General features: G+C 59.0%; 14 protein-coding genes, 5 tRNA genes and 3 rRNA genes. 7 read left to right on the top strand and 15 right to left on the bottom strand.

The genetic code is table 11. From position 1 onward, the window contains the following. Nucleotides 1-2: 2 nt before the first annotated feature. The 13 genes from tuf to tyrS form a co-directional block, all read right to left on the bottom strand. Nucleotides 3-1,196, bottom strand: a complete 1,194-nt coding sequence (gene tuf, locus KSS90_RS02410) for an elongation factor Tu (protein WP_217868085.1) — start codon at nt 1,194-1,196, stop codon at nt 3-5. A gap of 79 nt (nt 1,197-1,275) precedes the next feature. Further along, a tRNA-Thr gene (locus KSS90_RS02405) sits at nt 1,276-1,351 on the bottom strand. A 28-nt stretch (nt 1,352-1,379) separates the two neighbouring features. Continuing rightward, nucleotides 1,380-1,453 (bottom strand) — tRNA-Gly (locus KSS90_RS02400). Nucleotides 1,454-1,477: 24 nt separating this feature from the next. Further along, nucleotides 1,478-1,561, bottom strand: a tRNA-Tyr gene (locus KSS90_RS02395). Nucleotides 1,562-1,713: 152 nt separating this feature from the next. Beyond that, nucleotides 1,714-2,139, bottom strand: a complete 426-nt coding sequence (locus tag KSS90_RS02390; RefSeq protein WP_046857351.1) for a hypothetical protein — start codon at nt 2,137-2,139, stop codon at nt 1,714-1,716. A gap of 11 nt (nt 2,140-2,150) precedes the next feature. Next, nucleotides 2,151-2,900: a pantothenate kinase gene (locus tag KSS90_RS02385; protein WP_217868084.1), complete on the bottom strand. Its 750-nt coding sequence runs from the start codon at nt 2,898-2,900 to the stop codon at nt 2,151-2,153. Beyond that, complete coding sequence (gene birA, locus KSS90_RS02380; RefSeq protein ID WP_217869721.1) at nt 2,890-3,849, bottom strand: bifunctional biotin--[acetyl-CoA-carboxylase] ligase/biotin operon repressor BirA; 960 nt, start codon at nt 3,847-3,849, stop codon at nt 2,890-2,892. Before birA ends, KSS90_RS02385 begins: the two co-directional genes overlap by 11 nt. A 176-nt stretch (nt 3,850-4,025) precedes the next feature. After that, nucleotides 4,026-4,141 (bottom strand): 5S ribosomal RNA (gene rrf / locus KSS90_RS02375). A 134-nt stretch (nt 4,142-4,275) separates the two neighbouring features. Next, nucleotides 4,276-7,168 (bottom strand): 23S ribosomal RNA (locus KSS90_RS02370). A gap of 245 nt (nt 7,169-7,413) precedes the next feature. Continuing rightward, nucleotides 7,414-7,489, bottom strand: a tRNA-Ala gene (locus KSS90_RS02365). A gap of 23 nt (nt 7,490-7,512) precedes the next feature. Further along, nucleotides 7,513-7,589 (bottom strand) — tRNA-Ile (locus KSS90_RS02360). Between the two features lie 86 nt (nt 7,590-7,675). Continuing rightward, a 16S ribosomal RNA gene (locus KSS90_RS02355) occupies nt 7,676-9,212 on the bottom strand. Together the 16S, 23S and 5S rRNA genes with 2 tRNA genes alongside form the textbook arrangement of a ribosomal RNA operon. Before the next feature lie 615 nt (nt 9,213-9,827). Continuing rightward, entirely contained in the window at nt 9,828-11,027 is a 1,200-nt protein-coding gene (tyrS, locus tag KSS90_RS02350; RefSeq protein ID WP_214500663.1) for a tyrosine--tRNA ligase, read from the bottom strand. A 213-nt stretch (nt 11,028-11,240) separates the two neighbouring features. Here tyrS and KSS90_RS02345 point away from each other — a divergent pair, with 213 nt between their 5' ends. Together KSS90_RS02345 and KSS90_RS02340 are read left to right on the top strand one after the other, a co-directional pair. Further along, the gene (locus KSS90_RS02345; RefSeq protein ID WP_217868083.1) at nt 11,241-12,656 is read left to right on the top strand and encodes a peptidoglycan DD-metalloendopeptidase family protein; all 1,416 of its coding nucleotides are present in this window, start codon (nt 11,241-11,243) and stop codon (nt 12,654-12,656) included. A 4-nt stretch (nt 12,657-12,660) separates the two neighbouring features. Continuing rightward, nucleotides 12,661-13,752 carry an anhydro-N-acetylmuramic acid kinase gene (locus KSS90_RS02340; RefSeq protein WP_217868082.1) on the top strand — a complete coding sequence of 364 codons (1,092 nt, stop codon included), beginning with the start codon at nt 12,661-12,663 and terminating at the stop codon, nt 13,750-13,752. Nucleotides 13,753-13,798: 46 nt separating this feature from the next. Here the strand turns inward: KSS90_RS02340 and erpA are convergent, their stop codons facing one another. Next, nucleotides 13,799-14,149, bottom strand: coding sequence for an iron-sulfur cluster insertion protein ErpA (gene erpA / locus KSS90_RS02335; protein ID WP_046857357.1), 351 nt, complete (start codon nt 14,147-14,149; stop codon nt 13,799-13,801). A gap of 145 nt (nt 14,150-14,294) precedes the next feature. After that, nucleotides 14,295-15,329: an N-acetyl-gamma-glutamyl-phosphate reductase gene (gene argC / locus KSS90_RS02330; protein ID WP_217868081.1), complete on the bottom strand. Its 1,035-nt coding sequence runs from the start codon at nt 15,327-15,329 to the stop codon at nt 14,295-14,297. Nucleotides 15,330-15,469: 140 nt separating this feature from the next. Here argC and hemJ point away from each other — a divergent pair, with 140 nt between their 5' ends. The 5 genes from hemJ to coq7 all read left to right on the top strand — a co-directional run bounded on the left by hemJ (nt 15,470) and on the right by coq7 (nt 18,833). Beyond that, on the top strand, nt 15,470-15,895 hold the full coding sequence (hemJ, locus tag KSS90_RS02325) for a protoporphyrinogen oxidase HemJ (RefSeq protein WP_023629310.1): 426 nt from the start codon (nt 15,470-15,472) through the stop codon (nt 15,893-15,895). 30 nt (nt 15,896-15,925) lie between these two features. Next, nucleotides 15,926-16,882: an NAD(P)H-dependent flavin oxidoreductase gene (locus KSS90_RS02320; protein WP_217868080.1), complete on the top strand. Its 957-nt coding sequence runs from the start codon at nt 15,926-15,928 to the stop codon at nt 16,880-16,882. A gap of 51 nt (nt 16,883-16,933) precedes the next feature. Then, nucleotides 16,934-17,716 carry an SDR family NAD(P)-dependent oxidoreductase gene (locus KSS90_RS02315; protein WP_023629308.1) on the top strand — a complete coding sequence of 261 codons (783 nt, stop codon included), beginning with the start codon at nt 16,934-16,936 and terminating at the stop codon, nt 17,714-17,716. 64 nt (nt 17,717-17,780) lie between these two features. Continuing rightward, nucleotides 17,781-18,119, top strand: a complete 339-nt coding sequence (locus KSS90_RS02310) for a histidine triad nucleotide-binding protein (RefSeq protein ID WP_011531867.1) — start codon at nt 17,781-17,783, stop codon at nt 18,117-18,119. 66 nt (nt 18,120-18,185) lie between these two features. Beyond that, nucleotides 18,186-18,833 carry a 2-polyprenyl-3-methyl-6-methoxy-1,4-benzoquinone monooxygenase gene (gene coq7 / locus KSS90_RS02305; protein WP_023629307.1) on the top strand — a complete coding sequence of 216 codons (648 nt, stop codon included), beginning with the start codon at nt 18,186-18,188 and terminating at the stop codon, nt 18,831-18,833. Nucleotides 18,834-18,839: the final 6 nt, after the last annotated feature.

Raw genomic sequence — 18,839 nt, 5'->3', positions numbered from 1 at the left:
ACTTATTCGATAATTTTTGCTACGACACCAGCGCCGACGGTACGACCGCCTTCACGGATGGCGAAACGCAGACCATCTTCCATTGCAATGGTCTTGATCAGGGTGACAGTCATCTGGATGTTGTCACCTGGCATTACCATTTCAACGCCTTCCGGCAGTTCGCAGTTACCGGTCACGTCAGTGGTACGGAAGTAGAACTGAGGACGGTAGCCTTTGAAGAACGGAGTGTGACGGCCGCCTTCTTCCTTCGACAGGACGTAGACTTCTGCGGTGAACTTGGTGTGCGGCTTAACCGAACCTGGCTTGACCAGAACCTGACCACGCTCAACGTCGTCACGCTTGGTACCACGCAGCAGAACGCCGCAGTTCTCGCCGGCACGACCTTCGTCCAGCAGCTTGCGGAACATCTCAACACCGGTGCAGGTGGTGGTGGTGGTGTCACGCAGACCAACGATTTCCAGGGCGTCCTGAACGCGGACGATACCACGCTCGATACGACCGGTAACAACGGTACCACGACCCGAGATCGAGAATACGTCTTCGATTGGCATCAGGAACGGCTGGTCGATGGCACGAACTGGCTCAGGGATGTAGGCATCCAGAGTTTCTACCAGCTTCTTGACAGCGCTGGTACCCATTTCGTTGTCGTCTTTGCCTTCCAGCGCCATACGAGCCGAACCGATGATGATCGGGGTGTCGTCGCCTGGGAAGTCGTAGGTGGACAGCAGGTCGCGAACTTCCATCTCGACCAGTTCCAGCAGCTCAGCGTCGTCTACCAGGTCAGCCTTGTTCAGGAAGACCACGATGTACGGAACGCCAACCTGACGGGACAGCAGGATGTGCTCACGGGTTTGTGGCATCGGACCATCGGCGGCCGAGCAAACCAGGATCGCGCCGTCCATCTGGGCAGCACCGGTGATCATGTTCTTCACGTAGTCAGCGTGACCTGGGCAGTCAACGTGAGCGTAGTGACGAATGTTCGAGTTGTACTCGACGTGCGCGGTGTTGATGGTGATACCGCGAGCTTTTTCTTCCGGAGCCGAGTCGATCTTGTCGAACTCAACGACGGCCGAACCGAAAACTTCGGAGCAGACGCGGGTCAGCGCTGCAGTCAGAGTGGTCTTACCGTGGTCAACGTGGCCGATGGTGCCGACGTTAACGTGAGGTAGCGAACGATCAAACTTTTCCTTAGCCATCGATACAGTCCTCCGCAGAAGAAATAGTCATACCGCTGATAAAACAAAGGCAGATATTCTCATATCTGCCTTGTTTATATGGAGCTCTTGAGCGGACTTGAACCGCTGACCTCACCCTTACCAAGGGTGTGCTCTACCAACTGAGCTACAAGAGCGAAACACTTTGTGCAACAACAGCAAACTTGGAGCGGGTAGCGGGAATCGAACCCGCATCATCAGCTTGGAAGGCTGAGGTTCTACCACTAAACTATACCCGCGGAGCTTGCGGCTCTCGCTAAAACTGGTGGAGGGAGAAGGATTCGAACCTTCGAAGCTCTCGCAACGGATTTACAGTCCGTCCCCTTTGGCCGCTCGGGAATCCCTCCAGATGTGGCCGGCATTCTATTTGTCTGCCGCCCCAGTGTCAAGCGTTTTTTCAAATTTTTTCAATCAAATCTGAAACTTAGCTGCTTTGACACTGCCTCCAGATCTACCACCTAAGTGATGTTCCCTGTGAAGCGGGCGCCATTCTATCAAGCTATTCGGCAGTTGCAATACCCTCGCACAAAATAATTTTGTGTTTTAAGTCTTTGAAATCCTTGGAAAGAGTCGAGAGCACAGCCGGGTCCAGCAAACGCTCGCTTTCTGGGGCAACCTTGAGCCAGAGCCCGTCGGCACCCGGCAGCTGACCAACCACTGGCAGGGCAGCGATATCCAGGCTCACCAGCCGCTGACGCAAGGCCTCGAGCTGCTCGGGCGCAGCCATGCCCCCAACCACCAGGCATTCGTCACGGCGCCGGGCGGGCGCCGCAACTCCGGTTTCACGCAACAGGCGGATTTCCTGCTGGGAACCTTTGTACAAAGCCAACGGGGCGACTTCCTTGACCTTCAGGGGAGCTTCCTGCTGATGCCACACGTAATAAAAGACGTTGAGCACAACCAACAGCAGAAACAACCAGCGCATAGTCAGTCACCTCAGTTCAATGGACAGGCCATGGCCAAACCGACGAATACCAGGTCCGGCACGATCCGAGCTTTCGGCGCCGCCTCCTGCACCAAGGGCGCATCCCCACCGGTCAGAAAGACAGTGAAGTCCTCACCCCACATCGCCCTGGCCTGCTCGATCTGGGTACGGGCGAAGCCCTGGAGCATCAGCACACAACCACGCTCGACCGCCTCGACGGTCGAGCGCCCCGGTGCCAGGCTGTTCAGGGCGCGCTCGGCCGACGCATCGTCATAGCGAATACGCCGGGTATGGGTACGCAACTGGCTACGCATCAGCGGCATGCCCGGGCAGATGTAGCCACCAAGGTGCTCACCATTGGCCGCGACGAAATCGGCCTTGGCCGCAGTGCCAAAATCGATGACCAGGCAAGCACGCCCGGCCAGGTGATAGGCGCCCAGCGCGCCCAGCCAGCGGTCCATGCCCAGACGCTGATAATCGTCATAGCCATTGCGCACGCCGGCCATTTCCTGCACAGGCTGAGCCACGTTTACCTCGACTCCGAACGAGGCCTGGATCAGTGCGCACAGCGATGAAGTTTCCTCTTCACTGCGCACACTGACCATGCGACAACCAGTCAGACTCAGACTGGAGAGCCCTGCGACAGCTGCGACCAATGCCTGATCGGAGTCCACGATGCCACCACCGCTGATGGTGGCGTCGGCTGCATGGATGACGCGCCACTTGATAAAGCTGTTTCCACAATCGAGCTCAAGAATCATCACGCAACCTCAGGCTCAGCTCACCGCCGCTGAAGCTCTTCTCCACACCATCGACCTCCAGACGCAAGCCGCCCTGCCCATCCACCCCCAGCGCGACGCCTTCGATACGCGAAGTGCCCGCGACAAGCGAAACTTTACGCCCCTGCCACAGGTGCGCCTGCTCCCATTCCTCCTGGAACGCAGCGAAACCATAGCGGCGATGGCGACCAAGTTCGTGTTGCAACTGCTGGCTGAGCACCGCCACCAGGTGGTTTCGATCCACCAGCTGCCCAGCTTCACCACGCATCGAGGCCCATTGCTGATCGATCTGTTCGTTGCCCTGCATGTTTACATTGATACCAATACCCAGCACCACATGGCAGACGTCCGCAGGATCCCCGACCAGCTCTAGGAGTATTCCGGTGATCTTGCGCCCGCCGGCAAGGACATCATTGGGCCACTTGAGCCCCACATCCTTTAGCCCGAACGCCTGCAGTGTACGCATCACCGCCAGGCCGACCACCAGGCTCAAGCCCTCGAGCTGACGCATGCCGCCATCGATGCGCAAGACCAGGCTGTAGTAGAGGTTTTCAGCAAAAGGACTGACCCACGGGCGCCCACGACGACCGCGACCTGCACTCTGGCGCTCGGCCAGCACCAGAAACGGCGCCGCCTGCCCTTGCGCTATCCGCCTCAGCCCTTCGGCATTGGTGGAGTCGATGGTTTCGTGAATGAACACCGGCCATGGCTCGCCATGTGAGAACTTGGCGATCGCCTGCGCTTCGAGCAGGTTCAACGGCGCCGCAAGCTGATAGCCGCGGCCACGGACCTTGTGAATGGTCAGGTTCAGTTCGCTCTCCAGGTGCTGCAGCTGCTTCCAAACGGCGCTGCGACTCACCCCAAGGGCGGCCCCCAGGGCTTCTCCGGAATGGAACCGGCCATCCTTGAGGAGGTTCAACAACTTCAGCATGCCAATCTCGACTCGGAATAAGGCTGGCATGATAGCCACGCCCCGAGGGCTTGCATAGGAAAAGGGCTAGCGATGGCGCTGCAGACGACGCGCTCCTACAAGGGAGGGGTGACTTACCAAAAGCACAAAGACAAAACCCCTACCTGCTCGCGCAGATAGGGGTTTTGCGAAATGAATCTTGACGATGACCTACTCTCACATGGGGAAACCCCACACTACCATCGGCGATGCATCGTTTCACTGCTGAGTTCGGGATGGGATCAGGTGGTTCCAATGCTCTATGGTCGTCAAGAAATTCGGTTGCCAGTACGTCCTTGCAGACATGCCAGCCAATTCGGATATGCGATATTTGTGGTCTTACGAATCTTCGGTTGCTTCGTCTTCACCACCACAATTCGGCTTACGCGCAAATTGCTTGGGTGTTATATGGTCAAGCCTCACGGGCAATTAGTATTGGTTAGCTCAACGCCTCACAGCGCTTACACACCCAACCTATCAACGTCGTAGTCTTCGACGGCCCTTCAGGGAGCTCAAGGCTCCAGTGAGATCTCATCTTGAGGCAAGTTTCCCGCTTAGATGCTTTCAGCGGTTATCTCTTCCGAACATAGCTACCCGGCAATGCCACTGGCGTGACAACCGGAACACCAGAGGTTCGTCCACTCCGGTCCTCTCGTACTAGGAGCAGCCCCTCTCAAATCTCAAACGTCCACGGCAGATAGGGACCGAACTGTCTCACGACGTTCTAAACCCAGCTCGCGTACCACTTTAAATGGCGAACAGCCATACCCTTGGGACCGGCTTCAGCCCCAGGATGTGATGAGCCGACATCGAGGTGCCAAACACCGCCGTCGATATGAACTCTTGGGCGGTATCAGCCTGTTATCCCCGGAGTACCTTTTATCCGTTGAGCGATGGCCCTTCCATACAGAACCACCGGATCACTAAGACCTACTTTCGTACCTGCTCGACGTGTGTGTCTCGCAGTCAAGCGCGCTTTTGCCTTTATACTCTACGACCGATTTCCGACCGGTCTGAGCGCACCTTCGTACTCCTCCGTTACTCTTTGGGAGGAGACCGCCCCAGTCAAACTACCCACCATACACTGTCCTCGATCCGGATAACGGACCTGAGTTAGAACCTCAAGGTTGCCAGGGTGGTATTTCAAGGATGGCTCCATGAGAACTGGCGTCCCCACTTCAAAGCCTCCCACCTATCCTACACAAGCAAGCTCAAAGTCCAGTGCAAAGCTATAGTAAAGGTTCACGGGGTCTTTCCGTCTAGCCGCGGATACACTGCATCTTCACAGCGATTTCAATTTCACTGAGTCTCGGGTGGAGACAGCGCCGCCATCGTTACGCCATTCGTGCAGGTCGGAACTTACCCGACAAGGAATTTCGCTACCTTAGGACCGTTATAGTTACGGCCGCCGTTTACCGGGGCTTCGATCAAGAGCTTCGCTTGCGCTAACCCCATCAATTAACCTTCCGGCACCGGGCAGGCGTCACACCCTATACGTCCACTTTCGTGTTTGCAGAGTGCTGTGTTTTTAATAAACAGTCGCAGCGGCCTGGTATCTTCGACCGGCGTGGGCTTACGCAGCAAGTGCTTCACCCTCACCGGCGCACCTTCTCCCGAAGTTACGGTGCCATTTTGCCTAGTTCCTTCACCCGAGTTCTCTCAAGCGCCTTGGTATTCTCTACCTAACCACCTGTGTCGGTTTGGGGTACGGTTCCCAGTTATCTGAAGCTTAGGAGCTTTTCTTGGAAGCATGGCATCAACCACTTCGCGCTCTAAAGAGCACTCGTCATCAGCTCTCGGCCTTAAGATCCCGGATTTGCCTAAGATCTCAGCCTACCACCTTAAACTTGGACAACCAACGCCAAGCTGGCCTAGCCTTCTCCGTCCCTCCATCGCAATAACTGGAAGTACAGGAATATTAACCTGTTTTCCATCGACTACGCTTTTCAGCCTCGCCTTAGGGACCGACTAACCCTGCGTCGATTAACGTTGCGCAGGAAACCTTGGTCTTTCGGCGTGCGAGTTTTTCACTCGCATTGTCGTTACTCATGTCAGCATTCGCACTTCTGATACCTCCAGCAAGCTTCTCAACTCACCTTCACAGGCTTACAGAACGCTCCTCTACCGCATCACCAAAGGTGATACCCGTAGCTTCGGTGCATGGTTTGAGCCCCGTTACATCTTCCGCGCAGGCCGACTCGACTAGTGAGCTATTACGCTTTCTTTAAAGGGTGGCTGCTTCTAAGCCAACCTCCTAGCTGTCTAAGCCTTCCCACATCGTTTCCCACTTAACCATGACTTTGGGACCTTAGCTGACGGTCTGGGTTGTTTCCCTTTTCACGACGGACGTTAGCACCCGCCGTGTGTCTCCCATGCTCGGCACTTGTAGGTATTCGGAGTTTGCATCGGTTTGGTAAGTCGGGATGACCCCCTAGCCGAAACAGTGCTCTACCCCCTACAGTGATACATGAGGCGCTACCTAAATAGCTTTCGAGGAGAACCAGCTATCTCCGAGCTTGATTAGCCTTTCACTCCGATCCACAGGTCATCCGCTAACTTTTCAACGGTAGTCGGTTCGGTCCTCCAGTCAGTGTTACCTAACCTTCAACCTGCCCATGGATAGATCGCCCGGTTTCGGGTCTATACCCAGCGACTAAAGCGCCCTATTAAGACTCGCTTTCGCTACGCCTCCCCTATTCGGTTAAGCTCGCCACTGAATATAAGTCGCTGACCCATTATACAAAAGGTACGCAGTCACCTAACAAAGTAGGCTCCCACTGCTTGTACGCATACGGTTTCAGGTTCTATTTCACTCCCCTCTCCGGGGTTCTTTTCGCCTTTCCCTCACGGTACTGGTTCACTATCGGTCAGTCAGTAGTATTTAGCCTTGGAGGATGGTCCCCCCATGTTCAGACAAAGTTTCTCGTGCTCCGTCCTACTCGATTTCACTGGCAAGAGATTTTCGTGTACGGGGCTATCACCCACTATGGCCGCACTTTCCAGAGCGTTCCACTAATCTCAAACCAGCTTAAGGGCTGGTCCCCGTTCGCTCGCCACTACTAAGGGAATCTCGGTTGATTTCTTTTCCTCAGGGTACTTAGATGTTTCAGTTCCCCTGGTTCGCCTCTTGCACCTATGTATTCAGTACAAGATACTCAGCTTATGCTGAGTGGGTTCCCCCATTCAGAGATCTCTGGATCACAGTCTGTTTGCCGACTCCCCAAAGCTTATCGCAGGCTACCACGTCTTTCATCGCCTCTGACTGCCAAGGCATCCACCGTATGCGCTTCTTCACTTGACCATATAACCCCAAGCAATCTGGTTATACTGTGAAGACGACATTCGCCGAAAATTCGTACGTCGCGCTTTCGCGCAGAACTCACAAATTTTACCTTAGCCTGATCCACCAGCAGTGAAACTGGTGTTCAGTCTATTTCTATCACATATCCGAATTTTTAAAGAACGATCTGACAAAAGTCAGAAATCAACATTCATCACCGAATGTTCATTTCTAAGTTCTGAGCAGTGCTGCGAAACCTGAAAGAGTGGTGGAGCCAAGCGGGATCGAACCGCTGACCTCCTGCGTGCAAGGCAGGCGCTCTCCCAGCTGAGCTATGGCCCCATTGACCAGCCGCACCAAGTAATTGGTAGGTCTGGGCAGATTTGAACTGCCGACCTCACCCTTATCAGGGGTGCGCTCTAACCAACTGAGCTACAGACCTATAACAGGGTCGCGTTACAGCATCGTCTTTACACAATGAATCAAGCAATTCGTGTGGGAGCTCATCAGCAGGCTGATGTCTTCGATTAAGGAGGTGATCCAGCCGCAGGTTCCCCTACGGCTACCTTGTTACGACTTCACCCCAGTCATGAATCACACCGTGGTAACCGTCCTCCCGAAGGTTAGACTAGCTACTTCTGGTGCAACCCACTCCCATGGTGTGACGGGCGGTGTGTACAAGGCCCGGGAACGTATTCACCGCAACATTCTGATTTGCGATTACTAGCGATTCCGACTTCACGCAGTCGAGTTGCAGACTGCGATCCGGACTACGATCGGTTTTGTGAGATTAGCTCCACCTCGCGGCTTGGCAACCCTCTGTACCGACCATTGTAGCACGTGTGTAGCCCAGGCCGTAAGGGCCATGATGACTTGACGTCATCCCCACCTTCCTCCGGTTTGTCACCGGCAGTCTCCTTAGAGTGCCCACCATAACGTGCTGGTAACTAAGGACAAGGGTTGCGCTCGTTACGGGACTTAACCCAACATCTCACGACACGAGCTGACGACAGCCATGCAGCACCTGTGTCAGAGTTCCCGAAGGCACCAATCCATCTCTGGAAAGTTCTCTGCATGTCAAGGCCTGGTAAGGTTCTTCGCGTTGCTTCGAATTAAACCACATGCTCCACCGCTTGTGCGGGCCCCCGTCAATTCATTTGAGTTTTAACCTTGCGGCCGTACTCCCCAGGCGGTCAACTTAATGCGTTAGCTGCGCCACTAAAATCTCAAGGATTCCAACGGCTAGTTGACATCGTTTACGGCGTGGACTACCAGGGTATCTAATCCTGTTTGCTCCCCACGCTTTCGCACCTCAGTGTCAGTATCAGTCCAGGTGGTCGCCTTCGCCACTGGTGTTCCTTCCTATATCTACGCATTTCACCGCTACACAGGAAATTCCACCACCCTCTACCATACTCTAGCTCGCCAGTTTTGGATGCAGTTCCCAGGTTGAGCCCGGGGCTTTCACATCCAACTTAACGAACCACCTACGCGCGCTTTACGCCCAGTAATTCCGATTAACGCTTGCACCCTCTGTATTACCGCGGCTGCTGGCACAGAGTTAGCCGGTGCTTATTCTGTCGGTAACGTCAAAATTGCACGGTATTAACGTACAACCCTTCCTCCCAACTTAAAGTGCTTTACAATCCGAAGACCTTCTTCACACACGCGGCATGGCTGGATCAGGCTTTCGCCCATTGTCCAATATTCCCCACTGCTGCCTCCCGTAGGAGTCTGGACCGTGTCTCAGTTCCAGTGTGACTGATCATCCTCTCAGACCAGTTACGGATCGTCGCCTAGGTGAGCCATTACCTCACCTACTAGCTAATCCGACCTAGGCTCATCTGATAGCGCAAGGCCCGAAGGTCCCCTGCTTTCTCCCGTAGGACGTATGCGGTATTAGCGTTCCTTTCGAAACGTTGTCCCCCACTACCAGGCAGATTCCTAGGCATTACTCACCCGTCCGCCGCTGAATCAAGGAGCAAGCTCCCGTCATCCGCTCGACTTGCATGTGTTAGGCCTGCCGCCAGCGTTCAATCTGAGCCATGATCAAACTCTTCAGTTCAATACTGCTTGGGTTTTTAAGAAACCCTAAACTTGGCTCAGCAATCTCAAATGACTATGTGATTTCTCGCATGGCCACTTGTGATGCTGATAATCTTGGCGACTATCAGTCCGCACTCACAAGCACCCACACGAATTGCTTGATTCAATTTGTTAAAGAGCGTTTGGTTAAGAGCTTTTCGTCTCAACCGAGGCGCGCATTCTACGCTTTCCTCATTCACTGTCAAGCGTTTATTTTGAAGTATTTTGCGAGAAACCCGTTCAACTTCAAACACTTGACTCGCTGCGATCGCTCGTAGCGGGAGGCGAATCATACAGCGTTACAACCTGCTGTCAACTGCCTTTTTCACCGCTGCCGATCTGACGACCGAAGCACCTCCGCACCCCTCTTGATCGATCAACTCATTGATATTCAAGGAATTTTTCGTTCCGATGTCGCTGGAAGTGGGGCGCATTATAAGGGGATCTGAAAGCCCGTCAACCGTTAATTTCATAAAAATCAAAAAGATCGCGCCAGGTGCTTGCCGACGCCCTGCCACCTATATAAGCAGCGCTAAAACAAAAGCGGGGAGGCCTACCGGCCTCCCCGCTTCTATATAGCTACACCTGCAGGCAATCACTCAGCCTTGAGGGTAACCCGAGCAAACGCCTTCTTGCCTGCCTGGCACACGTGGGTCGCGCCGAGCACAAACATGAAGTCACGGTCGATCACCTCACCATCCACCTTGACCGCGCCGGCGCCGAGCAGATCCCGCGCCTGCGCCGAGTTCTTCACCAGGCCAGCCCGGTTCAGCACGGCGGCGATCGGCAGATTTTCAGCAGCGGCCACTTCGATCTCCGGCAGGTCTTCTGGCAGCTCGCCTTCCTTCATGCGGTTACCCGCAGCACGGTGCGCATTGGCCGCGGCCTCTTCACCATGGAAACGCGCCACGATTTCCTCGGCCAGCTTGATCTTGATGTCCCGCGGGTTGGCACCGTTCTCGACATCCGCCCGGAACTGATCGATCTCTTCCATCGAACGGAAGCTCAGCAGCTCGAAGTAACGCCACATCAAGGTATCGGGAATCGACACAAGCTTGCTGTACATCACCCCAGGGGCTTCCTGGATGCCGACATAATTGCCCAGCGACTTGGACATCTTCTTCACGCCATCCAGCCCTTCAAGCAGCGGCATGGTGACGATGTTCTGCGCCTCCTGGCCATAGGCGCGCTGCAGCTCGCGCCCCATCAGCAGGTTGAACTTCTGGTCGGTGCCACCCAGCTCGACATCGGCTTTCAAGGCGACGGAGTCGTAACCCTGCACCAGCGGATAGAGAAACTCATGGATCGCGATTGGCTGGTTGGTGGTGTAGCGCTTGTCGAAGTCATCGCGTTCGAGCATGCGCGCCACGGTGTACTGCGAGGCCAGGCGAATAAAGTCGGCAGGCGTGAGCGTGTCCATCCAGGTGGAGTTGAACGCCACCTCGGTCTTCGCCGGATCGAGAATCTTGAAGACCTGCTGCTTGTAGGTCTCGGCGTTGTCGAGCACCTGCTCGCGGGTCAGTGGCGGGCGAGTAGCGCTCTTGCCGCTGGGGTCGCCGATCATGCCGGTGAAGTCGCCGATCAGGAAGATGACCTGGTGGCCCAACTCCTGGAACTGACGCAGCTTGTTGATCAGCACCGTGTGCCCCAGGTGCAGGTCGGGCGCGGTTGGGTCGAAGCCCGCCTTGATGCGCAGCGGCTGGCCGCGCTTGAGCTTCTCCACCAGTTCCGACTCGACCAATACCTCTTCCGCACCGCGCTTGATAAGCGCCAGCTGCTCTTCAACCGACTTCATAGACAGACCCGCAACGCTAGGATTCAAGGGGAGCCAACCATACAAGATCGGCCATCAAATACAAGTTTCGCAACGGATTGTGACCCGAACGGCGCACCGCAACGTCTACGCGCCCTTGCGTGAGAATGGATTTGGTTATATTTTATACAGTTATTTCATCTTCATCATGTCATTCATCTTTTCCATTTCACTTTTTTCAAAGTCACCTTATCTATGACCAACGAAACGCCTAAAGCGCCCCCGCTTTATCCGAAAAGCCATCTGTTGGCCGCCAGCGGCATCGCCGCCCTTCTCAGTCTGGCTTTGCTGGTGTTCCCGTCCAGCGAAGTGGAAGCCAAGAAAACCACCCTCAGCCTGGAGCTGGAAAGCCCGGTCGAACAGCTCAAGGACGAGTCCCACGGCGCCCCACTGGTACAAGCCGAGCAGAACAGCGACTCGCCCTTCGCCCAGATCGAAGGTGCAGAAGCCGAGACCGCCAAGGCGGAACCCGCGCCAGCCCCTGCGGCAAAACCGGAGGACAAGGCCCCGGGTCACCGCGAAGTGGTCGTCAGCCGCGGCGATACGCTCTCGACCTTGTTCAACAAGGTCGGCCTGCCTGCCAACGTCGTTCACGACGTACTGGCCAGCAACAAGCAGGCCAAGCAGTTCAGCCAGCTCAAGCATGGCCAGGTGCTGCAATTCGAGCTGGACAAGGACGGCCAGCTGGCAAGCCTGCACAGCAAGGTCAGCAACCTCGAGACCATCCGCCTGAACCGCACCGACAAGGGCTTCGCCTTCGAGCGCGAGGTCAGTAAGCCGGTGGTGCGCACCGCCTACGCCCACGGCGTGATCAAGAGCTCGCTGTCCGCCTCTGCCCAGCGCGCCGGCCTGTCCCACAGCATGACCATGGACATGGCGCGCATCCTCGGCTACGACATCGATTTCGCCCAGGACATCCGCCCGGGCGACGAATTCGACGTGGTCTACGAGCAGAAGATGATGGACGGCAAGGTGGTCGGCACCGGCAACATCCTCTCCGCCCGTTTCACCAACCGCGGCAAGACCTACACCGCCGTGCGCTACACCAACAAGCAGGGCAACACCAACTACTACACCGCCGACGGCAACAGCCTGCGCAAGGCGTTCATCCGCACCCCAGTGGATTTCGCCCGCATCAGCTCGCGGTTCTCCGCCGGTCGCAAGCACCCGATCCTCAACAAGATCCGTGCGCACAAGGGCGTGGACTACGCCGCGCCACGCGGCACGCCAATCAAGGCTGCAGGCGACGGTCGCATCGAGCTCGCCGGCCGCCGTGGCGGCTACGGCAATACCGTGATCATTGCCCACGGCAACTCGTACAAGACGCTCTATGGCCACATGCAGGGCTTCGCCAAGGGCATCAAGACCGGCTCCAGCGTCAAGCAGGGGCAGATCATCGGGTACATCGGCACTACCGGCCTGTCGACCGGCCCGCACCTGCACTACGAGTTCCAGGTCAATGGCGTGCATGTCGACCCACTGAGCCAGAAGGTGCCGATGGCCGATCCGATTGCCAAGGCCGAGCGCCAGCGCTTCAACCAGCAGAGCCAGCCCCTGATTGCCCGCATGGATCAGGAAAAGGCCACCCTGCTCGCAGCCAACAAGCGCTGAGCCCATGGCGCTCTACCTGGGGGTGATGTCCGGCACCAGCCTCGATGGCCTGGACATCGCTCTGATCCAGCAAGACGAGCAGCTACGGCTGCTCGCAACCCACTACATCCCCATGCCCGTCGACCTGCGCCAGGACCTGCTCGGCCTCTGCGCCAGCGGCCCCGACGAGATCGCGCGTGCCGCACTGGCAGAGAACCGCTGGGCCACGCTGGCCGCCCAGGGCATCAACCACTTGCTGGACGCCCAAGGCCTGGAACCCGAGGCCATTCGCGCCATCGGCAGCCACGGCCAGACCGTCCGCCATGAGCCGGCTCGCGGCTTCACCGTGCAGATTGGCAACCCGGCCCTGCTGGCCGAACTCACCGGCATCTGCGTGGTGGGCGACTTCCGCCGCCGCGACGTGGCGGCAGGCGGCCAGGGTGCCCCCCTGGTACCGGCATTTCACGAAGCCTTGTTCGGCCATCTTGGCCACAGCCTGGCGATCCTCAACGTAGGCGGCTTCAGCAACCTCAGCCTGATCGAGCGGGACCAACCGGTACATGGCTTCGACTGCGGGCCGGGCAATGTGTTGCTGGATGCCTGGATCGAGCGCAAGCAAGGCCAGGCCTTTGATGCCAATGGCGCCTGGGCGGCCAGCGGCTGCGTGCAGCACGGCTTGTTGAAGGCGCTGCTGAGCGATCCGTTCTTCGCGGGCAGCGGCCCGAAGAGCACCGGGCGCGAGGTATTCAACCTGCCGTGGCTGGATGCCCACCTGGCCCGGCTACCCGCTTATCGCGACGAAGATGTCCAAGCCACGCTGCTGGAGCTGACGGCCAACACCATCATCGACTCGCTACGCCAGGCTCAGTCAGGGACTGAAGCCCTGCTGGTCTGCGGTGGTGGCGCCCGCAACGGCGTCCTGATGGCTCGCCTGGCCGCCCTGCTGCCTGGGGCCAAGGTTGCCAGCACAGCCGCGCATGGCGTGGACCCCGACTGGGTGGAGGCCATGGCCTTCGCCTGGCTGGCTCATTGCTGCCTCGAAGGCATTCCCGCCAATCGGCCCAGTGTGACCGCCGCCAAAGGCCTGCGTATCCTCGGCGCGATCTACCCCGCCTGAATGCAAAACGCCGCGCATATGCGCGGCGTTTTTATGCCCGACCTGATCAGATCGAGAACGACGAACCGCAACCGCAGGTGGTGGTGGCGTTCGGATTCTTGATCACGAAGCGCGAGCCTTCCAGGCCCTCCTGGTAATCCACCTCGGCGCCGGCCAGGTACTGGTAGCTCATCGGGTCGACGACCAGCGCGACGCCTTCGCGCTCGACGATAGTGTCGTCATCGGCCACGTCCTCATCGAAGGTGAAGCCGTACTGGAAGCCCGAGCAACCGCCGCCGGTCACGAACACACGCAGCTTCAGCCGCTCGTTGCCCTCTTCGCTGACCAAGGTCTTCACCTTGTGCGCAGCCCCGGGGGTGAACTCCAAAGCCGTGGGGGTGAAGGATTCGACGCTCATGTTGATTCTCCCGGCGCAGTGCCGCCATAAAACTCGATGGGGCGTATTATCCGCTTGTCCGAGAAAATCGGTCAACAATTGTGCGGCTTTAGTCGGCCCCACGAAAAAGGCCCGCACGCGGCGGGCCTTGGCGACGTACGCTGGCTTACGGCAGCAGGCCCGCGTGGGACAGGCCCATGCGTTCATCCAGGCCGAACAGGATGTTGAGGTTCTGCACCGCTTGGCCCGACGCGCCCTTGACCAGGTTGTCGATCACCGACAGCACCACCACCAGGTCACCGCCCTGCGGCCGATGCACGGCAATACGGCAAACGTTGGCACCGCGCACGCTGCGAGTTTCCGGGTGGCTGCCGGCGGGCATCACGTCGACGAACGGTTCATTGGCATAACGCTTCTCGAACAGCGCCTGCAGGTCGACGGACGTGTCGGCGACCGTTGCGTACAAGGTGGCATGGATGCCGCGGATCATCGGCGTCAGGTGCGGCACGAAGGTCAGGCCGATATCCTTGCCGGCTGCCTGGCGCAGGCCCTGGCTGATCTCCGGCAGGTGACGGTGGCCCTTGACCGCGTAGGCCTTCATGCTCTCCCCAGCCTCGCAGAACAGCGAGCCCACAGCGGCACCACGCCCGGCGCCGCTGACGCCCGACTTGCAGTCGGCGATCAGGCGCGATGGATCGGCCAGGCCGGCTTCCAGCAATGGCAGGAAGCCGAGTTGGGTGGCGGTCGGATAGCAACCCGGCACCGCGATCAGCCGTGCCTGGCGGATCTTCTCGCGGTTCACCTCAGGCAAACCGTAGACCGCGTCCTTGAGCAGCTCTGGCGCGCCGTGAGGCTGGCCGTACCACTTGCCCCACTCGACAGCGTCCTGCAGGCGGAAATCGGCGGACAGGTCGATGACCTTGGTCCCGGCGGCCAGCAGCTCGCCGGCCAAGGCGTGGGCGACACCGTGGGGCGTGGCGAAGAACACCACATCGCAGGCCGCCAGGGTCTTGCTGTCCGGAACGCTGAACGCCAGGCCGTCGTAGTGGCCGCGCAGGTTCGGATACATGTCGGCAACCGCCACGCCCGCCTCGGAGCGCGAAGTGATGACCGCCACTTCGGCCTGTGGATGCTGCGCCAGCAGACGCAGCAGTTCGACACCGGTGTAACCCGTGCCGCCGACGATACCGACCTTGATCATGACGCTTGCCCCTTATCAACGAGACCACTGGAAAGCGCACGATAATAGGGGGCCAAGGCGCCTGTAACAACTCTTGGGATGACCCTTCGGCCCCTTGGCCTCTACTATCTGACGACCGTGAAAACCTGAAGGAACTCCCCATGCTCTATCTATGGATCAAGGCGCTGCATATCGTCAGCGTGGTCTGCTGGTTCGCCGGCCTGTTCTACCTGCCACGGCTGTTCGTCTATCACGCCCAGAGCCAGGACAGCATCAGCCTCGAGCGCTTCGTCACCATGGAGCGCAAGCTGTACCGGGGCATCATGAACCCGGCGATGATCGCCACCTATGTGTTCGGCGGCTGGATGCTATACCTGAACCCCGGCTGGCTGAGCCAGGGCTGGCTGCACGCCAAGCTCACCCTGGTCGCACTGCTCACCGTCTACCATCACATGTGCGGCGCCCAGCGCAAACGCTTCGCTGCTGGCACCAATACCCGCAGCCACGTGTACTACCGCTGGTTCAACGAAGCACCGGTGCTGATGCTGCTGGGCGTCGTAATTCTCGTGGTGGTCAAACCGTTCTGACGATATCCACCCGCCTACAGGAGTTTCGCCATGTCCCTGCCCGCCTCGCTCGCAAAACACCTGCGTCTGCCTTTGGTCGCGGCGCCGATGTTCCTGATCTCCAACCCCCGGCTTGTGCTGGCCTGTTGCGCCAATGGCGTGGTGGGCAGCTTCCCGGCCCTGAACCAGCGTGACAGTGCAGGGTTCAAGGCCTGGCTGGAGGAGATCGAAGCAGGGCTGGCCGAACTGCAGGCACCCGCTCCTTATGCGGTCAACCTCATCGTGCATCCGAGCAACCCGCGCCTGCAGGCCGACCTCGCACTGTGCGTCGAGCATCGGGTGCCCATCGTCATCACCAGCCTTGGCGCAGTGAAGGAGGTGGTCGACGCGGTGCACGGCTATGGCGGCCTGGTGTTCCATGACGTGACCACCCGCCGCCACGCCGAAAAGGCCGCAGAGGCAGGTGTCGACGGTCTGATCGCCGTGGCGGCCGGCGCCGGGGGCCATGCCGGCACCTGGAGCCCGTTCGCCCTGGTTGCGGAGATCCGCCAGTTCTTCGACAAGACCCTACTGTTGGCGGGCTGCCTCAACCATGGTCACGAACTGCTGGCCGCACAGTTGCTGGGGGCGGACCTGGGCTACATGGGCACACGCTTCATCGCCACCCGCGAGAGCCAGGCCCAGGACGCCTACAAACAGATGATCCTGGGCGCAGGTGCGGCCGATATCGTGCATACCCCGGCGGTGTCCGGCATCCCCGCCAGCTTCCTGCGCCAGAGCCTCGAGCAGGCCGGGTACGACCTGGCCGCGCTCAAGAGCAGCCACGAGGCCGGCAAGCTCAAGCCGCTGGACGAGGAAGCCAAGGCCTGGAAGACCGTATGGTCGGCCGGCCAGGGTGTCGGCGAGATCCATGACCTGCCCACTGCCGGTGACCTGATCGGGCGCTTGCAGGACGAATACCGAGCGGCCCTCGAACGCAGCCAGCAGCTGCGCAGCAACGCCTTGTAGCAAAATGGCCACGCTGTACACTAGGCGCCCCTTTCGCCCCAGGAGCCTTGCATGACCCGTTACGCCATGATCACTGGTGCTTCCAGCGGCCTGGGCCTGGCCCTGGCGGAGGCTCTGGCGCGGCGCGGGCGCAACCTGATCCTGGTGGCGCGCCAGCGCGAAACGCTGGAGCCGGTGGCCATCGAACTCACTCAACGCTTTGGCGTGGAAGTGCTGTTCCGTGCCTGCGACCTCAGCCAACCCTTGCGCCTGTCGGGCTTCGTGCTCGAGCTGGAGGAAGGCGAGCGGCGTATCGATCTTCTGGTCAACTGCGCGGGGCAGCGCACCTACGGGCCATTCCTGGCGCATGAATGGGCAGATGAGCAGGACCTGCTCGAGGTCAACATCCTCGCGCTCAGTCGCCTGTGCCATGCCATCGGCAACCTGATGGCGATCCAGGGTGGCGGGCAGATCCTTAATGTCGCGGGACTTGCCGGCGTCGCCCCCGGGCCGTGGATGGCCGCCTACGCGGCCAGCAAGGCCTATGTGCTGAGTTTTTCCGAGGCATTGCGCGAAGAACTGAAGCGCACCGGGATCAAGGTGTCGGTGCTGTGCCCCGGACCGGTGCGCTCAGCCAGACGTCGCATTCCCCGGCTGGAAGGCAACACCCGCTGCCTGAGCCCCGAGGAAATCGCCCTGTATGCGGTGCGCGCCCTGGACAAGAACCGCGCCCTGATCCTGCCCGGCAGGCGCAACCGCTGGCTGGCCTTCGCCCCACGCTTGCTACCGCGCTGGCTGGCGCGCAAGCTGGCCGGCGTTATCCACCGGCGCTACTGCCCGGTCGGCATGGAATAGCCACTGGGCGAGCAGCGTCGGGCTCAGTACACTCAGCCCCGACACTCACCATGGAGCACGTGCTGTGGACGATCTATTCCTCAAAATCATCAACCGGGAAATCCCGGCGGATATCATCTACGAAGATGACCAGATCCTGGCCTTCAAGGACATTGCCCCAGCGGCACCTGTGCATTTTCTGGTCATTCCAAAAAAACACATCCGCACCCTCAACGACCTGACCGAAGAGGACAAGGCCCTGGCCGGCCATATCCTGTTCACCGCCCAGCGCCTGGCCGTCGAGCAGGGCTGCGAGGAAGGCTTCCGCGTGGTCATGAACTGCAACCCGAAAGGCGGCCAGACCGTCTACCACATCCACATGCACGTGCTTGGCCAGCGCCAGATGCACTGGCCGCCGGGCTGATCCAAGGCAAGCCCGCCCAAGGGTATTGAGGTAGACTGTCGGGCATCACTTCAGCGGAGGTGCCCGATGGCTACCGAACGTCACTACTCGCCGCTCGACCGCTTGTTGCTGCAGGCCGATACCGCCATGCGCACCTTGCTGCCCTTCAGCGGCCAACCCGCCCGCCCCTCGCCGGCGATCGTCCAGCCGGACGCCGAGCTCGATGAGCAGCAATCCCGCCATATCGCCGGCCTGATGCGCATCAACCACACCGGCGAAGTCTGTGCCCAGGCGCTGTACCAGGGCCAGGCCCTGACCGCCAAGCTGCCCCAGGTGCGCAAGGCGATGGAGCATGCGGCGGAAGAAGAAATCGACCACCTGGCCTGGTGCGAGCAGCGTATTCGCCAGCTCAACAGCCACCCCAGCGTGCTCAACCCAGTGTTCTACGGCCTGTCGTTCGGCATCGGCGCCCTCGCCGGGCTGGTCAGCGACAAGGTCAGCCTGGGCTTCGTCGCAGCTACCGAGCATCAGGTGTGCAAGCACCTGGACGAACACCTGGAGCAGATCCCCGAGAACGACGGCAAGTCCCGCGCCATCCTCGAACAGATGCGCGTCGACGAGGAACACCATGCCGAGTCCGCGCTGGAAGCCGGCGGCTACCGCTTCCCGGCGCCCGTGCGCTTTGGCATGAGCCTGCTGGCCAAGGTCATGACCAAGAGCACCTACCGTATCTGAGGTTTC

It is taken from the genome of Pseudomonas maumuensis (assembly GCF_019139675.1).
Lineage (GTDB): Bacteria > Pseudomonadota > Gammaproteobacteria > Pseudomonadales > Pseudomonadaceae > Aquipseudomonas > Aquipseudomonas maumuensis.
The sequence above is the reverse complement of the archived record's forward strand: the minus strand, read 5'-3'. Positions and strand labels throughout refer to the sequence as shown.